17 protein-coding genes are annotated in these 17,120 nt (G+C 57.8%); all 17 read left to right on the top strand.

Features of this window, described 5'->3' with window-relative positions:
* Nucleotides 1-162 precede the first annotated feature (162 nt).
* Complete coding sequence (gene mnmG / locus PS14A_RS25815; RefSeq protein WP_212617529.1) at nt 163-2,061, top strand: tRNA uridine-5-carboxymethylaminomethyl(34) synthesis enzyme MnmG; 1,899 nt, start codon at nt 163-165, stop codon at nt 2,059-2,061.
* On the top strand, nt 2,058-2,702 hold the full coding sequence (gene rsmG, locus PS14A_RS25810; protein WP_122698777.1) for a 16S rRNA (guanine(527)-N(7))-methyltransferase RsmG: 645 nt from the start codon (nt 2,058-2,060) through the stop codon (nt 2,700-2,702). The genes mnmG and rsmG overlap by 4 nt, the downstream gene beginning before the upstream one ends.
* 18 nt (nt 2,703-2,720) lie before the next feature.
* Nucleotides 2,721-3,518 carry a ParA family protein gene (locus PS14A_RS25805; RefSeq protein WP_016772400.1) on the top strand — a complete coding sequence of 266 codons (798 nt, stop codon included), beginning with the start codon at nt 2,721-2,723 and terminating at the stop codon, nt 3,516-3,518.
* Nucleotides 3,519-3,527: 9 nt separating this feature from the next.
* A complete protein-coding gene (locus PS14A_RS25800; protein ID WP_212617528.1) occupies nt 3,528-4,400 on the top strand; it encodes a ParB/RepB/Spo0J family partition protein in 873 nt (290 codons plus the stop codon).
* 148 nt (nt 4,401-4,548) lie between these two features.
* The gene (locus PS14A_RS25795) at nt 4,549-4,956 is read left to right on the top strand and encodes a F0F1 ATP synthase subunit I (protein WP_090287824.1); all 408 of its coding nucleotides are present in this window, start codon (nt 4,549-4,551) and stop codon (nt 4,954-4,956) included.
* 16 nt (nt 4,957-4,972) lie between these two features.
* Nucleotides 4,973-5,842, top strand: coding sequence for a F0F1 ATP synthase subunit A (gene atpB / locus PS14A_RS25790; RefSeq protein ID WP_016772402.1), 870 nt, complete (start codon nt 4,973-4,975; stop codon nt 5,840-5,842).
* Between the two features lie 133 nt (nt 5,843-5,975).
* On the top strand, nt 5,976-6,233 hold the full coding sequence (gene atpE, locus PS14A_RS25785; RefSeq protein ID WP_003097235.1) for a F0F1 ATP synthase subunit C: 258 nt from the start codon (nt 5,976-5,978) through the stop codon (nt 6,231-6,233).
* Between the two features lie 58 nt (nt 6,234-6,291).
* Entirely contained in the window at nt 6,292-6,762 is a 471-nt protein-coding gene (locus tag PS14A_RS25780) for a F0F1 ATP synthase subunit B (RefSeq protein ID WP_016772403.1), read from the top strand.
* A gap of 12 nt (nt 6,763-6,774) precedes the next feature.
* Nucleotides 6,775-7,311: a F0F1 ATP synthase subunit delta gene (locus PS14A_RS25775; protein ID WP_016772404.1), complete on the top strand. Its 537-nt coding sequence runs from the start codon at nt 6,775-6,777 to the stop codon at nt 7,309-7,311.
* Between the two features lie 21 nt (nt 7,312-7,332).
* Entirely contained in the window at nt 7,333-8,877 is a 1,545-nt protein-coding gene (gene atpA / locus PS14A_RS25770; RefSeq protein WP_016772405.1) for a F0F1 ATP synthase subunit alpha, read from the top strand.
* 50 nt (nt 8,878-8,927) lie between these two features.
* The gene (gene atpG, locus PS14A_RS25765) at nt 8,928-9,788 is read left to right on the top strand and encodes a F0F1 ATP synthase subunit gamma (RefSeq protein WP_007911960.1); all 861 of its coding nucleotides are present in this window, start codon (nt 8,928-8,930) and stop codon (nt 9,786-9,788) included.
* A gap of 27 nt (nt 9,789-9,815) precedes the next feature.
* Nucleotides 9,816-11,195: a F0F1 ATP synthase subunit beta gene (gene atpD, locus PS14A_RS25760; RefSeq protein ID WP_016772406.1), complete on the top strand. Its 1,380-nt coding sequence runs from the start codon at nt 9,816-9,818 to the stop codon at nt 11,193-11,195.
* Between the two features lie 45 nt (nt 11,196-11,240).
* Nucleotides 11,241-11,666 carry a F0F1 ATP synthase subunit epsilon gene (locus PS14A_RS25755; protein ID WP_016772407.1) on the top strand — a complete coding sequence of 142 codons (426 nt, stop codon included), beginning with the start codon at nt 11,241-11,243 and terminating at the stop codon, nt 11,664-11,666.
* Nucleotides 11,667-11,784: 118 nt separating this feature from the next.
* Nucleotides 11,785-13,152: a bifunctional UDP-N-acetylglucosamine diphosphorylase/glucosamine-1-phosphate N-acetyltransferase GlmU gene (glmU, locus tag PS14A_RS25750; RefSeq protein WP_130911449.1), complete on the top strand. Its 1,368-nt coding sequence runs from the start codon at nt 11,785-11,787 to the stop codon at nt 13,150-13,152.
* A 205-nt stretch (nt 13,153-13,357) separates the two neighbouring features.
* Nucleotides 13,358-14,134 carry a DeoR family transcriptional regulator gene (locus PS14A_RS25745; protein WP_016772409.1) on the top strand — a complete coding sequence of 259 codons (777 nt, stop codon included), beginning with the start codon at nt 13,358-13,360 and terminating at the stop codon, nt 14,132-14,134.
* 2 nt (nt 14,135-14,136) lie between these two features.
* On the top strand, nt 14,137-15,969 hold the full coding sequence (glmS, locus tag PS14A_RS25740; RefSeq protein WP_212617527.1) for a glutamine--fructose-6-phosphate transaminase (isomerizing): 1,833 nt from the start codon (nt 14,137-14,139) through the stop codon (nt 15,967-15,969).
* Nucleotides 15,970-16,262: 293 nt separating this feature from the next.
* On the top strand, nt 16,263-17,120 hold the full coding sequence (locus tag PS14A_RS25735; RefSeq protein WP_249121402.1) for a TnsA endonuclease N-terminal domain-containing protein: 858 nt from the start codon (nt 16,263-16,265) through the stop codon (nt 17,118-17,120).

The following is a 17,120-nucleotide window of genomic DNA, read 5'->3' as shown; positions in this document are numbered from 1 at the left end:
CTCTCTTTTTTATTCTTTTAACCTCGAGTTCTCCACAGCTGGTTAAATTTTGTGCAAAGGGTTCTTTAGAAAGGGCGAAGTCCCTATACTTGCCGACCAGGTCCAGAAACCTGAGCTCAACTATTTCCTGAATGACCTACTTAAGCAGGCACGAGGTGCGTGGTGGATTTCCCTTCCCGTTTTGAAGTGATCGTCATCGGCGGCGGTCATGCCGGTACCGAGGCAGCACTGGCGTCAGCACGCATGGGGGCAAAGACCCTGTTGCTGACGCATAACGTGGAAACCCTCGGTGCCATGAGTTGCAACCCGGCCATCGGTGGCATCGGCAAAAGCCATCTGGTCAAGGAAATCGATGCCCTCGGCGGCGCGATGGCCATGGCTACCGATAAGGGCGGCATCCAGTTTCGCGTGTTGAACAGCCGCAAGGGTCCGGCCGTACGGGCCACCCGTGCGCAAGCCGACCGGATTCTTTACAAGGCAGCTGTCCGCGAAATTCTTGAAAACCAGCCGAACCTGTGGATATTTCAACAGGCTGCTGACGACCTGATCGTCGAGCAGGAGCAAGTCCGTGGTGTGGTTACACAGATGGGTCTGCGCTTCTTCGCCGATTCCGTGGTGTTGACCACCGGTACCTTCCTCGGCGGACTTATCCACATTGGTTTGCAGAATTTCTCCGGCGGTCGCGCCGGCGATCCACCGTCGATTGCTCTCGCCCATCGTTTGCGTGAATTGCCCTTGCGTGTCGGGCGCCTGAAAACCGGCACGCCGCCGCGTATCGATGGCAAGTCTGTGGATTTCTCGGTGATGACCGAGCAGCCGGGCGATACGCCGATCCCGGTGATGTCGTTCATGGGCAACAAGGAACAGCATCCGCGCCAGGTCAGTTGCTGGATCACTCACACCAACGCCCGTACCCACGAAATCATCGCGGCGAACCTCGATCGCTCGCCGATGTACTCGGCTGCCGGTGAAATCGAAGGCGTCGGCCCGCGCTACTGCCCGTCGATCGAAGACAAGATCCATCGCTTTGCCGACAAGGAAAGCCATCAGGTGTTCATCGAACCGGAAGGTCTGACCACTCATGAGCTGTATCCGAACGGGATATCCACAAGCCTGCCGTTCGACGTGCAATTGCAGATCGTGCAATCGATCCGCGGCATGGAAAACGCGCACATCGTGCGTCCGGGTTATGCGATCGAGTACGATTACTTCGATCCGCGCGACCTGAAGTACAGCCTGGAAACCAAAGTCATCGGCGGTCTATTCTTCGCCGGGCAGATCAACGGCACCACCGGTTACGAAGAAGCTGGCGCTCAAGGTCTGCTCGCCGGCGCCAACGCTGCGCTGCGGGCCAAGGGCAAAGACGCCTGGTGTCCGCGCCGCGATGAAGCGTACATCGGCGTTCTGGTCGACGACCTGATCACCCTCGGTACCCAAGAGCCGTACCGCATGTTCACGTCCCGCGCCGAGTACCGCCTGATTCTGCGCGAAGACAACGCCGACCTGCGTCTTACCGAAAAAGGTCGCGAGCTCGGTCTGGTCGATGACGCGCGCTGGGCGGCCTTCTGCAAGAAACGCGAAAGCATCGAGCTTGAAGAGCAGCGCCTGAAAAGCACCTGGGTACGGCCGAACACCCCGCAGGGCGATGCGATTGCCGAGAAATTCGGCACACCGCTGACTCACGAATACAACCTGCTCAACCTGTTGAGCCGTCCGGAAATCGATTACGCCGGTCTGGTCGAAGTGACCGGGCAGGGCGCCGAAGATCCACAGGTCGCCGAGCAGGTTGAGATCAAGACCAAATACGCCGGTTACATCGACCGCCAACAGGACGAAATCGCCCGTCTGCGCGCCAGCGAAGACACGAAATTGCCTGTGGATATCGATTACACCAACATTTCCGGTCTGTCCAAGGAGATCCAGAGCAAGCTCGGTGCCACACGTCCCGAGACGCTGGGCCAGGCTTCGCGGATCCCGGGCGTGACCCCGGCAGCGATTTCGCTGTTGATGATTCATTTGAAAAAACGCGGCGCGGGCCGTCAGTTGGAGCAAAGCGCTTGAGTGCCAAGGTCACTTCGCAACACGCCGAAGAGTTATCCACAGGAGCCCGCGAGCTCGGTGTCAATCTCACAGAAACCCAGCATGAATTGCTGCTGGGTTATCTGGCCCTGTTGATCAAATGGAACCAGGCCTACAACCTGACCGCCGTGCGCGATCCAGACGAAATGGTTTCGCGGCACTTGCTCGATAGTCTCAGCGTGATGTCGTTCATCGAAAACGGTCGCTGGCTCGATGTCGGCAGTGGCGGTGGCATGCCTGGTATCCCGCTGGCGATCCTGTATCCGGGCTCGCAGGTGACCTGTCTGGACAGCAACGGCAAGAAAACCCGCTTCCTGACTCAGGTCAAACTGGAGCTGAAGCTGGATAACCTGCAAGTTATCCACAGTCGCGTCGAAGCCTTCCAGCCTGCGCAGCCATTCAACGGGATCATTTCCCGGGCATTCAGCAGCATGGAAAACTTCACCAACTGGACGCGCCACTTGGGCGATGCCGATACACGCTGGCTGGCAATGAAGGGCGTTCATCCGGCCGATGAGCTGGTAGCATTGCCGGCAGATTTCAAACTCGATAGCGAACACGCCCTGGCCGTCCCCGGTTGCCAAGGCCAACGCCATCTGCTGATACTGCGCCGCACGGCATGATTGGGAACACAAGCAAGAATGGCTAAGGTATTCGCGATAGCGAACCAGAAGGGTGGTGTGGGCAAAACCACCACCTGCATCAACCTCGCAGCATCCCTGGTCGCGACCAAGCGCCGGGTGCTGTTGATCGATCTCGATCCACAGGGCAACGCCACCATGGGTAGCGGTGTGGATAAACATGGTCTGGAAAACTCCGTCTACGATCTGCTGATCGGTGAATGCGACCTGGGCCAGGCCATGCACTTCTCCGAGCACGGCGGTTATCAACTGCTGCCGGCCAACCGCGATCTGACCGCGGCCGAAGTCGTGCTGCTGGAAATGCAGATGAAGGAAAGCCGTCTGCGCAGTGCGCTGGCGCCAATCCGTGACAACTACGACTACATTCTGATCGACTGCCCGCCGTCACTGTCGATGCTCACGCTCAACGCACTGGTCGCCGCTGACGGGGTAATTATCCCCATGCAGTGCGAATACTTCGCGCTGGAAGGTTTGAGCGACCTTGTGGATAACATTAAGCGCATCGCCGAGCTGCTGAATCCGAACCTGAAGGTCGAAGGCCTGCTGCGGACCATGTACGACCCGCGCCTGAGCCTGATGAACGATGTTTCGGCGCAGCTCAAGGAACACTTCGGCGACCAGCTGTACGACACGGTGATCCCGCGCAACATTCGCCTGGCCGAAGCACCGAGCTACGGCATGCCGGCGCTGGCTTACGACAAGCAATCGCGTGGCGCCCTGGCCTATCTGGCTCTGGCGGGCGAGATGGTTCGTCGTCAGCGCAAAAATTCACGCATTGCTGCTGCTCAGCCAACTTAAGGAATCCCCATGGCCGTCAAGAAACGAGGTCTCGGACGTGGACTGGATGCACTGCTGAGTGGTCCGACGGTCAGCGCGCTGGAAGAACAAGCCGCGCAGGCTGACACCCGCGAACTGCAACATCTGCCGCTCGACCTGCTGCAGCGCGGCAAATATCAGCCGCGCCGCGACATGGATCCGCAGGCCCTGGAAGAACTGGCGCAGTCGATCAAGGCCCAGGGCGTGATGCAGCCGATCGTGGTGCGCCCGATCGGCGGCGGTCGCTTCGAGATCATTGCCGGTGAACGCCGCTGGCGTGCCAGTCAGCAGGCCGGGCAGGAAACCATCCCGGCGATGGTTCGCGATGTGCCGGATGAAACCGCCATTGCGATTGCGCTGATCGAGAACATCCAGCGTGAAGACCTCAACCCGATCGAAGAAGCCTTCGCCTTGCAGCGCTTGCAGCAGGAATTCCAGCTGACTCAGCAGCAGGTTGCCGAGGCTGTGGGTAAGTCGCGGGTGACTGTGGCTAACCTGTTGCGACTTATTGCACTGCCTGAAGTGATCAAGACAATGCTGTCGCACGGTGACCTGGAAATGGGTCATGCGCGTGCGTTGCTCGGTCTGCCGGACAATCAGCAGGTCGAAGGGGCGCGACATGTTGTCGCACGAGGGCTGACTGTGCGCCAAACCGAGGCACTGGTTCGTCAGTGGTTGAGTGGCAAACCGGAGCCTGTGGAAGCTGCAAAACCCGACCCGGACATCGCTCGCCTCGAGCAGCGCCTGGCCGAGCGCCTAGGCTCTGCGGTGCAGATTCGCCATGGCAAGAAGGGCAAAGGCCAATTGGTGATTGGTTATAACTCGCTCGACGAGCTTCAAGGTGTGCTCGCACACATCCGCTGAAACATTTCCTCATGTAGCGCGCAGTCGGAAATCACTACCTGACAGTTGAATAGGGGCAGAACCGCCCCTATACTCTGCGCGCATTTTGTCGGCACAAATTATGCCAAGTTATTGAATTTCGGCAGCCGACCATTGGAGAGCAAACGTGATGGAAACCCGCAAGCCAAACCGCCTGCCCTTCCATCGCCTGGCAGTTTTTCCGGTGCTGATGGCTCAATTTGTCGTTTTGCTCATTGCCGCTTTGGCGCTCTGGCAATGGCATGGAGTCGTTGCCGGATACTCGGGACTTTGCGGAGGCCTGATAGCCTTGCTGCCCAATGTTTATTTCGCTCACAGGGCATTTCGGTTTTCCGGCGCCCGAGCAGCCCAGTCCATCGTCCGGTCTTTTTATGCCGGCGAGGCAGGCAAACTTATTTTGACGGCAGTGCTGTTTGCACTGGTGTTCGCAGGTGTGAAGCCACTGGCGCCGATCGCAGTATTCGGCGTGTTCGTGCTGACGCAGTCGGTCAGCTGGTTCGCTCCCCTGCTGATGAGAACAAGACTTTCGAGACCTTAGGGCGTTTGAGGCAACCATGGCAGAGACAACCGCTTCGGGCTATATCCAGCACCACTTGCAGAACCTGACTTTCGGTCAGCTACCCAACGGCGGCTGGGGCTTTGCCCACACCGCAGCAGAGGCCAAGGAAATGGGCTTCTGGGCTTTCCACGTCGATACCCTCGGCTGGTCGGTCGCGCTGGGTCTGATCTTCGTTCTTCTTTTCCGCATGGCGGCAAAGAAAGCGACGTCGGGTCAGCCGGGTGCCTTGCAGAACTTCGTTGAAGTATTGGTCGAATTCGTCGATGGCAGCGTGAAAGACAGCTTCCATGGCCGTAGCCCGGTGATCGCACCGTTGGCACTGACCATCTTCGTCTGGGTGTTCCTGATGAACGCCGTCGACCTGGTACCGGTCGACTGGATTCCTCAACTGGCCATCCTGATTTCCGGCGATGCCCACATCCCGTTCCGCGCCGTGTCGACCACCGACCCGAACGCGACCCTGGGCATGGCGTTCTCGGTTTTCGCACTGATCATTTTCTACAGCATCAAGGTCAAGGGCATCGGCGGCTTCATCGGCGAACTGACCCTGCACCCGTTCGGCAGCAAGAACATCTTCGTTCAGGCCCTGCTGATCCCGGTGAACTTCCTGCTGGAATTCGTCACCCTGATCGCCAAGCCGATCTCTCTGGCTCTTCGTCTGTTCGGCAACATGTATGCCGGCGAGCTGGTGTTCATTCTCATCGCTGTGATGTTCGGCAGCGGCCTGCTCTGGCTCAGCGGCCTGGGCGTTGTTCTGCAGTGGGCGTGGGCTGTATTCCACATCCTGATCATCACCCTGCAGGCGTTCATCTTCATGATGCTGACCATCGTCTACCTGTCGATGGCGCACGAAGAAAACCATTAAGACCAGTCTCGACTAGTCTGATGTTCCTCCCGGTCAAACGGGAGGGAGCTCCTTGCGGGGCAGCTGAAACGATTTGTTTTACCGCTTTAATCTAAAAAACCTAAACCATACGACGTAAAAGTCGGGAGGAAAGATGGAAACTGTAGTTGGTCTAACCGCTATCGCTGTTGCACTGTTGATCGGCCTGGGCGCACTGGGTACCGCAATTGGTTTCGGCCTGCTGGGCGGCAAGTTCCTGGAAGGCGCAGCGCGTCAGCCAGAAATGGTTCCAATGCTGCAAGTGAAAATGTTCATCGTTGCCGGTCTGCTCGACGCCGTAACCATGATCGGTGTTGGTATCGCTCTGTTCTTCACCTTTGCGAACCCGTTCGTTGGTCAGATCGCTGGCTGATTACTCGGATCTTCCGGGTAATTTGGTGTGATGGACAACGTAACTGCGAGGTGTTGGCGTGAACATTAATGCGACCCTGATTGGCCAGTCCGTTGCGTTCCTGATTTTTGTACTGTTCTGCATGAAGTATGTATGGCCTCCGGTCATCGCTGCTCTGCACGAACGTCAAAAGAAGATCGCTGATGGTCTGGACGCTGCCAGCCGTGCGGCTCGCGACCTGGAGTTGGCCCAAGAGAAAGCGGGTCAGCAACTGCGCGAAGCGAAAGCTCAGGCAGCTGAAATCATCGAGCAAGCCAAGAAACGCGGTAACCAGATCGTCGAAGAGGCTGTTGAAAAAGCCCGTATCGACGCTGACCGTGTGAAGGTTCAGGCTCAAGCCGAGATCGAACAGGAACTGAACAGCGTCAAAGACAAGCTGCGTGCCCAAGTGGGCTTGCTGGCTGTTGGCGGCGCCGAGAAGATCCTGGGTGCCACAATCGATCAAAACGCGCACGCAGAGCTGGTTAACCAACTGGCTGCTGAAATCTAAGCGAGGGCGATCATGGCAGAACTGACCACGTTGGCCCGACCTTACGCTAAGGCGGCCTTCGAGCACGCTCAGGCCCACCAGCAACTGGCCAATTGGTCAGCCATGCTCGGCCTGGCAGCAGCGGTGTCGCAAGACGACACCCTGCAGCGCGTGCTCAAGGCCCCGCGACTGACGAGCGCAGAAAAGGCCGCCACGTTCATTGACGTGTGCGGCGACAAGTTTGATGAAAAGGCACGCAATTTCATCAACGTCGTTGCCGAGAACGACCGTCTCCTGCTTCTGCCGGAGATCGCCGCTCTGTTCGACCTGTACAAGGCCGAACAAGAGAAATCGGTAGACGTTGAAGTAACCAGTGCATTTGCATTGAACCAAGAACAGCAAGACAAACTCGCCAAGGTTCTCAGTGCACGACTCAACCGGGAAGTGCGCCTGCAAGTTGCGGAGGACGCTGCCTTGATTGGTGGTGTCGTGATCCGCGCCGGCGACCTGGTTATCGATGGCTCGATTCGCGGCAAAATCGCGAAACTTGCCGAAGCATTGAAATCTTGAGTTTGAAGGGGCAGCAGAGCAATGCAGCAACTCAATCCTTCCGAAATAAGTGAAATTATCAAGGGCCGCATCGACAAGCTCGATGTGACCTCCCAAGCCCGTAACGAAGGCACTGTCGTCAGCGTATCTGACGGCATCGTGCGGATTCACGGTCTGGCCGACGTCATGTACGGCGAGATGATCGAGTTTCCGGGCGGCGTCTACGGTATGGCCCTCAACCTGGAGCAGGACTCCGTAGGCGCCGTGGTATTGGGCTCCTACCAGTCGCTGGCTGAAGGCATGAGCGCCAAGTGCACCGGCCGCATCCTCGAAGTTCCTGTTGGTAAGGAATTGCTGGGCCGCGTAGTCGATGCTCTGGGTAACCCTGTTGACGGTAAAGGTCCACTGGGCAACACCGAGACCGACGCGGTCGAGAAAGTTGCTCCAGGCGTGATCTGGCGTAAGTCGGTAGACCAGCCTGTACAGACTGGCTACAAGGCTGTCGATGCCATGATCCCTGTCGGCCGTGGCCAGCGTGAGCTGATCATCGGTGACCGTCAGATCGGTAAGACCGCTCTGGCGATCGACGCGATCATCAACCAGAAAGACAGCGGCATTTTCTGCGTCTACGTAGCCATCGGTCAGAAGCAATCGACCATCGCCAACGTGGTTCGCAAGCTGGAAGAAAACGGCGCCCTGGCCAACACGATCATCGTGGCTGCCAGTGCTTCGGAATCTCCTGCGCTGCAATTCCTGGCACCGTACTCCGGTTGCACCATGGGTGAATTCTTCCGCGACCGCGGTGAAGACGCGCTGATCGTTTATGACGATCTGTCCAAGCAGGCAGTGGCTTACCGCCAGATCTCCCTGCTGCTGCGCCGTCCACCAGGCCGTGAAGCTTACCCAGGCGACGTGTTCTATCTCCACTCCCGTCTGCTGGAGCGCGCATCCCGCGTTTCGGAAGAATACGTAGAGAAGTTCACCAACGGCGCAGTGACCGGCAAAACCGGTTCCCTGACCGCACTGCCGATCATCGAAACCCAGGCTGGCGACGTTTCCGCGTTCGTTCCGACCAACGTGATTTCCATCACCGACGGTCAGATCTTCCTGGAATCGGCCATGTTCAACTCGGGCATCCGCCCGGCAGTGAACGCCGGTGTTTCGGTATCCCGTGTGGGTGGTGCCGCTCAGACCAAGATCATCAAGAAGCTCTCCGGTGGTATCCGTACCGCTCTGGCTCAGTACCGTGAACTGGCGGCATTCGCCCAGTTCGCTTCTGACCTGGACGAAGCGACCCGCAAGCAACTTGAGCATGGTCAGCGCGTTACCGAGCTGATGAAGCAGAAGCAATACGCACCAATGTCGATCGCTGACATGGCGCTGTCGCTGTATGCCGCTGAGCGTGGGTTCCTGACTGACATTGAAATCGCCAAGGTCGGCAGCTTCGAACAAGCGCTGATCGCTTTCTTCAACCGCGATCACGCCGATTTGATGGCCAAGATCAACGTTAAAGGTGACTTCAATGACGAAATCGACGCTGGCATGAAAGCCGGTATCGAGAAGTTCAAGGCCACCCAAACCTGGTAAGCCGCAGCGGGAGCCGCGAGGCTCCCGCTTGCTAACCTGATAGGTGTTACATGGCAGGCGCAAAAGAGATTCGCAGTAAGATTGCGAGCATCAAAAGCACGCAAAAGATTACCAGCGCCATGGAAAAAGTGGCGGTCAGCAAAATGCGCAAGGCACAAATGCGCATGGCTGCTAGCCGTCCTTATGCGGAGCGTATCCGCCAGGTAATTGGGCATCTGGCCAACGCCAACCCGGAATACCGCCACCCGTTCATGATCGACCGCGAAATCAAGCGCGTCGGTTATGTCGTCGTGAGCAGTGACCGTGGTCTGTGCGGCGGCTTGAACACCAACCTGTTCAAGGCCCTGGTCAAGGACATGGCGGTAAACCGCGAAAACGGCGTCGAGATTGATCTGTGTGTAGTCGGTAGCAAGGGTGCGGCCTTTTTCCGCAACTTCGGCGGTAACGTCGTTGCAGCTATCAGCCACCTGGGTGAAGAGCCGTCGATCAATGATCTGATCGGCAGCGTCAAGGTGATGCTGGATGCCTACCTGGACGGCCGTATCGATCGCCTGTCCGTGGTGTCCAACAAGTTCATCAACACCATGACGCAACAGCCTACCGTGGAGCAGTTGATTCCACTGGTGGCAACCCCGGATCAGGATCTCAAGCACCACTGGGACTATCTCTACGAACCGGACGCCAAAGAGCTGCTTGACGGCTTGATGGTCCGTTACGTCGAGTCGCAGGTCTACCAGGCGGTGGTCGAGAACAACGCGGCTGAACAGGCTGCGCGGATGATCGCGATGAAGAACGCTACCGACAACGCCGGTGATTTGATCAGCGATTTGCAGCTGATCTACAACAAGGCGCGTCAGGCTGCGATCACCCAAGAGATCTCGGAAATCGTCGGCGGCGCTGCCGCGGTTTAACGGTTCAAATATTCAGAGGATCCAGCTATGAGTAGCGGACGTATCGTTCAAATCATCGGCGCCGTTATCGACGTGGAATTTCCACGCGACAGCGTACCGAGCATCTACAACGCGCTGACTGTACAAAGCGCGGCCGCAACCACCCTGGAAGTTCAGCAGCAGCTGGGCGACGGCGTGGTGCGTACCATTGCGATGGGTTCCACCGAGGGCTTGAAGCGCGGTCTGGAAGTCACCGACTCTGGCGCAGCCATCTCCGTACCGGTCGGTAAAGCGACCCTGGGCCGGATCATGGACGTCCTCGGTAACCCGATCGACGAAGCTGGCCCGATCGACACCGAAGAGCGCTGGGGCATCCACCGCGCAGCACCTTCGTTCGCCGAGCAAGCAGGCGGCAACGACCTGCTGGAAACCGGCATCAAGGTTATCGACCTGGTTTGCCCGTTCGCCAAGGGCGGTAAAGTCGGTCTGTTCGGTGGTGCCGGTGTAGGCAAAACCGTAAACATGATGGAACTGATCCGTAACATCGCCATCGAGCACAGCGGTTATTCCGTGTTCGCAGGTGTGGGTGAGCGTACTCGTGAGGGTAACGACTTCTACCACGAGATGAAGGATTCCAACGTTCTGGACAAAGTGGCACTGGTTTACGGTCAGATGAACGAGCCGCCGGGAAACCGTCTGCGCGTAGCACTGACCGGCCTGACCATGGCCGAGAAGTTCCGTGACGAAGGTAACGACGTTCTGCTGTTCGTCGACAACATCTATCGTTACACCCTGGCCGGTACTGAAGTATCCGCACTGCTGGGCCGTATGCCTTCGGCGGTAGGTTACCAGCCGACCCTGGCTGAAGAGATGGGCGTTCTGCAAGAACGTATCACTTCGACCAAGGAAGGTTCGATCACCTCGATCCAAGCGGTATACGTACCTGCGGACGACTTGACCGACCCGTCGCCAGCGACCACCTTCGCCCACTTGGACGCCACCGTCGTTCTGTCCCGTGACATCGCTTCCCTGGGTATCTACCCGGCGGTAGATCCACTGGACTCGACTTCGCGTCAGCTGGACCCGAACGTGATCGGCCAGGACCACTACGACACCGCTCGCGGCGTTCAGTATGTTCTGCAGCGTTACAAAGAGCTGAAAGACATCATCGCGATCCTGGGTATGGACGAGCTGTCGGAAGCCGACAAACAGTTGGTTAACCGTGCTCGTAAGATCCAGCGCTTCTTGTCGCAGCCGTTCTTCGTGGCTGAAGTCTTCACCGGTGCTTCGGGTAAATACGTTTCCCTGAAAGACACCATTGCTGGCTTCAAAGGCATCCTCAACGGTGACTACGACCACCTGCCAGAACAAGCGTTCTACATGGTTGGCGGCATCGAAGAAGCGATCGAGAAAGCCAAGAAACTGTAATCCCGGCGCCCGGCAACGGGCGCTAATTTAGGTTGAGGCAATCAGATGGCTATGACAGTCCATTGCGATATCGTCAGCGCGGAAGGGGAAATCTTTTCCGGCCTGGTCGAGATGGTGATTGCGCACGGTGCACTGGGTGATCTTGGTATCGCTCTGGGTCACGCGCCGCTGATCACTAATCTCAAGCCGGGTCCGATCCGCCTGATCAAGCAAGGCGGGGAAGCCGAGGTGTTCTACATCTCCGGTGGTTTCCTCGAGGTTCAGCCGAACATGGTCAAGGTACTTGCCGATACCGTGCAACGTGCCGCCGACCTGGATGAAGCTCAGGCTCAGGCAGCTCTCAAGGCTGCCGAGAATGCCCTGAACGAAAAAGGCGCGGACTTCGATTACGGCGCCGCTGCCACTCGTCTGGCCGAGGCTGCAGCCCAGCTGCGCACCGTCCAGCAGATCCGCAAGAAGTTTGGCGGTTAATCCGCCAGCTGCTTGTTGTGCGATTGATAAAAAAGGGTAGCCTCGGCTACCCTTTTTTCTTTTCCGAATTCCCACAACCCGGTCGCAGTTGCTGACCACCCAGGATTGGTAGCCAGTCATGTCTCTCGAAATCGTTATCCTCGCGGCCGGTCAAGGCACTCGCATGCGCTCGGCGCTGCCCAAGGTGCTGCACCCGATTGCCGGCAACTCCATGCTCGGCCATGTTATCCACAGCGCTCGGCAACTTGATCCACAACGCATTCACGTGGTGATCGGTCACGGTGCCGATGTGGTGCGTGAGCGGCTGGCAGCTGATGACCTGAATTTCGTGTTGCAGGACAAGCAACTGGGCACTGGCCACGCCACCGCCCAGGCGGTGCCGTTCATTGATGCCGACACCGTGCTGATTCTTTACGGTGATGTGCCGCTGATCGAAGTCGAAACCCTGCAACGTCTGCTCAAGCATGTCGTACCGGGCCAGATGGGTTTGCTCACTGTCGAGCTGGATGACCCGACCGGTTACGGCCGCATCGTGCGTGATGCTGACGGCAAGGTCGCGGCAATCGTCGAGCACAAGGACGCCAGCGAAGCGCAACGTGCGATCACCGAAGGCAACACCGGCATCCTCGCTGTGCCGGCCGATCGTCTGGCTGACTGGATGAGTCGCCTCTCGAACAATAACGCGCAGGGCGAGTACTACCTCACCGACGTGATCGAAATGGCGGTCAGCGATGGTTTGGTCGTGGCTACCGAACAACCGCACGACCCGATGGAAGTGCAGGGCGCCAATGATCGCAAGCAGCTCTCTGAACTGGAGCGTCATTACCAGTTGCGCGCCGGCCGTCGTCTGATGGCTCAAGGCGTTACCCTGCGCGACCCGGCGCGTTTCGATGTGCGTGGCGAAGTCAGCGTCGGCCGCGATGTGCTGATCGACATCAACGTGATCCTCGAAGGCAAGGTGATCATTGAAGACGACGTACAGATCGGCCCGAACTGCGTGATCAAGGACAGCACCCTGCGCAAAGGCGTGGTGATCAAGGCCAACAGTCATATCGAAGGTGCCATTCTCGGTGAGGGCAGCGACGCTGGTCCTTTCGCGCGTCTGCGTCCAGGCACTGTGCTCGAGGCTCGCGCTCATGTGGGCAACTTCGTTGAGCTGAAAAATGCGCACATGGGCGAAGGTGCAAAGGCTGGCCACCTGACCTACCTGGGCGATGCCGAAATCGGTGCACGCACCAACATCGGCGCCGGCACCATCACCTGCAACTACGATGGCGCCAACAAGTGGAAGACGGTGTTGGGCGCTGATGTATTCATCGGTTCCAACAATTCGCTGGTTGCCCCTGTGGATATCTCCAACGGTGCGACGACCGCAGCCGGCTCGACCATCACCCAGAATGTGGATAACGCCCAATTGGCGGTTGGCCGAGCGCGACAGAAGAATATCGACGGCTGGAAGCGCCCGGAAAAGATCAACAAATCCTGACTTATCCACACCACCCCTGTAGGAGTGAGCCTGCTCGCGAATGCTTTATTTCAGTGACATGTCCAGTCACCGACTCCGCTTTCGCGAACACGCTCGCTCCCCACACAGCTCAACCTTTCTGAATTTTTCTCCCTGCGTCTTGACGGCAACCTTTCGATAGAGTTTCATTGCTTACGTTATCTTTCGAATCGAAACTTAAGCCGCCATGTCCAAGCGCAATACGCCCCAGCGTCGTCATAACATCCTCGCCTTGCTCAACGAGCAGGGCGAAGTCAGTGTCGATGAGCTGGCCAAGCGCTTTGAAACTTCCGAAGTTACGATTCGCAAGGATCTCGCGGCGCTGGAAACCCATGGTCTGTTGCTGCGTCGTTACGGCGGTGCGATCACCATGCCGCAAGAGCTGGTCGCGGAAACAGCGCAGAGTATTTCCAAGTACAAGCAGGCGATCGCCCGCGCGGCGGTCAAACGCATCCGCGAGCACGCGCGCATCATCATCGACAGCGGCAGCACCACCGCCGCGATGATTCCCGAACTGGGCCAGCAACCGGGCCTGGTGGTGATGACCAATTCCTTGCACGTTGCCAATGCCTTGAGCGAACTGGAACACGAGCCAGTGCTGCTGATGACCGGCGGTACTTGGGATCCACACTCGGAATCCTTTCAGGGCCAGGTCGCCGAGCAAGTACTACGCTCTTACGACTTCGACCAACTGTTCATCGGCGCCGACGGCATCGATCTGGTGCGCGGCACCACCACCTTCAATGAACTGCTCGGTCTCAGCCGGGTGATGGCCGACGTTGCGCGAGAAGTGATCGTCATGGTCGAGGCCGACAAGATCGGTCGCAAGATTCCCAACCTGGAGCTGCCCTGGAGCAGCATCCATACCCTCATTACCGATGATCGCCTGTCTGTCGAGGCACGCGATCAGCTTCAGGCCCGCGGGATCACCTTGATCTGTGCGGCTGTCAGTCAGGAGAAATAACCATGTGTGGCATTGTCGGCGCAGTAGCTGAACGTAATATCACCGCCATCCTTCTCGAAGGCCTGAAGCGCCTCGAATACCGCGGCTATGACAGCGCCGGTGTGGCGGTTTATACCAACGACCAGACCCTGGAACGCATGCGCCGTCCGGGCAAGGTCAGCGAACTGGAAACCGCGCTGGCCGAACAGCCGCTGGCCGGGCGCCTCGGTATCGCCCACACCCGTTGGGCTACCCATGGCGCGCCGTGCGAGCGCAATGCCCACCCGCATTTTTCCGGTGACATTGCGGTGGTGCACAACGGCATCATCGAGAACCACGAAGCCCTGCGCGAACAGCTGAAAGCGCTGGGCTATGCGTTCAGCTCGGACACCGACACCGAAGTCATCGCGCACCTGCTGACCCACAAGCTCAAGGAACAACCGGACCTGACTGCCGCGCTCAAAGCGACCGTCAAGGAGCTGCATGGCGCCTACGGTCTGGCAGTGATCAACGCACAGCAACCGGATCGTCTGGTCGCCGCGCGCAGTGGCAGTCCATTAGTGATCGGCCTCGGTCTGGGCGAGAACTTCCTCGCCTCCGACCAGTTGGCGCTGCGACAGGTCACTGATCGCTTCATGTACCTGGAAGAAGGCGATATCGCTGAAATCCGTCGCGACAGCGTGCAGATCTGGGACGTGAACGGCAACGCTGTCGAGCGCCAGACCGTGCAGTACACCGACGGTGCCGAAGCCGCCGACAAGGGTGAGTTCCGCCATTACATGCTCAAGGAAATCCACGAGCAACCGACCGTGGTCCAGCGCACCCTCGAAGGTCGCCTGGGCAACAATCAGGTGCTGGTTGAGGCCTTCGGTCCGCAAGCCGCCGAGCTGTTCGCCAAAGTGCGCAATGTGCAGATCGTCGCCTGCGGCACCAGTTATCACGCCGGCATGGTCGCGCGCTACTGGCTCGAGGAACTGGCCGGTATTCCGTGCCAGGTCGAAGTCGCCAGCGAATTCCGTTACCGCAAAGTGGTGGTGCAGCCAGACACGCTGTTCGTGACCATTTCGCAATCCGGCGAAACCGCTGACACCCTCGCCGCGTTGCGCAATGCCAAGGAGCTGGGCTTCCTCGCCAGCCTGGCGATCTGCAACGTCGGCATCAGCTCGCTGGTGCGCGAATCCGATCTGACCCTGTTGACCCAGGCCGGCCGCGAAATCGGCGTGGCCTCGACCAAAGCCTTCACCACGCAACTGGTCGGCCTGTTGCTGCTGACCCTGTCGCTGGGTCAGGTGCGCGGCACTCTGGCCAACGGCGTTGAAGCCACGCTGGTCGAAGAGCTGCGTCGTCTGCCGACCCGTCTCGGCGAAGCGCTGGCGATGGACAGCACCGTGGAAAAGATCGCCGAGCTGTTTGCCGAGAAAAACCACACCTTGTTCCTCGGCCGTGGCGCGCAATTCCCGGTGGCGATGGAAGGTGCCTTGAAACTCAAGGAAATCTCCTACATCCACGCCGAAGCCTACCCGGCTGGTGAGCTGAAACACGGTCCGCTGGCACTTGTGGATAACGATATGCCGGTGGTGACCGTCGCGCCGAACAACGAACTGCTGGAGAAGCTCAAGTCCAACTTGCAGGAAGTCCGCGCTCGCGGCGGCGAGTTGATCGTGTTCGCGGATGAGAAGGCTGCGATGACCAACGGCGAAGGTACCCACGTGGTGCAAATGCCGCACATCCACGACATTCTCTCGCCGATCCTTTATACGATCCCGTTGCAACTGTTGTCGTACTACGTCGCCGTGCTCAAGGGCACCGACGTCGATCAACCGCGCAACCTGGCGAAATCGGTCACCGTGGAATAAGTTATCCACCGTTGATCTAAGCTCTTGGTTTCAGACAATAGATTTTGACAACAGACAAAATATTCTGACACCAGACAATAGATTTTGACACAATGCTCAAAGCCCCTGATTTCAGGGGCTTTTCTATTTTACGTCCTCCACCATATGTCCGATTTTGGATTGTGATTCTGCTGAAGGTTTAGTCTGGTACCAGTGATCAGACTTATTCACAGGGCAGATTATTTCCTAGGACTTTTTTGTGCACATTCCATTCTGAGGATATGTGGAGGCTGCAGAAGGCATGGGAGGTTGGCTTGCGTGGTCGTAGCTTCAAGACGCAGTCCGATATCGATCGGCATATCGAAAATGGCTTTGGGCAAGGAAGTCAGGAGCTGTATGTGCCATGGCTGCGCGTGCAGGACGTTCCATCTCACGGTCGCTCACGTAAGGTCCACGGAGTAAAGGTTGATAGGCTTCATCATCTGCTGTCAGATCTTGAATACGGGTATTTGCTCGTTGCCGAGTTTTCCCCAGAGGTTTTGGATATCCGTGAGCAATTTCCCCTGCTGCCGGTACCAACCCTTCAGTCGATTGCTCATGCTTTGAGTATTCGTTATCCCGTTTATCTAGGCACCAAGGTTCCCTTTGTGATGACGACGGATTTTCTGCTCACCATCAAGCAGCCAGATGGAAGCACGCGCTTGGCAGCGCGTACGATCAAATACACCGAGTCGTTGAAGCCTAGTAAAGGACTTGAACGCACCTTGGAAAAGTTTCAGATCGAACGAGCCTACTGGACCGATCGAGGGGTGGACTGGAACATTGTTACGGAGAAAGATCTCCCTACCCCTCTGATTCTGAATCTTGACTGGCTACGTAAGTCAGCGACCCTCCAACGACATCTTCAGCAACGTCCACTGATCGAGTCGTTTCTGGAAGAGATAACTCGCGTGCGGGAGTACCCGTGGTCACTTGAGCGCGCATTGCGGCACATAGCTGGTGTCTTGTTCATTCCCTACGCCGATGCCAAAGCTATGTTCATGCATTTGGTATGGCACAAACAGATCCTCTTGGATCTGACTGTCGAGCGTCTTTCAATGAAGAGCGCGGTGCCGGCATTCAGGGTCGTATGGCCTTCCACCAATCATGACCACGAACTGAAGGTCGGTTGA

Source organism: Pseudomonas sp. 14A (assembly GCF_018132745.1).
Taxonomy (GTDB): Bacteria; Pseudomonadota; Gammaproteobacteria; order Pseudomonadales; family Pseudomonadaceae; genus Aquipseudomonas; species Aquipseudomonas mercuritolerans.
The sequence above is the reverse complement of the archived record's forward strand: the minus strand, read 5'-3'. Positions and strand labels throughout refer to the sequence as shown.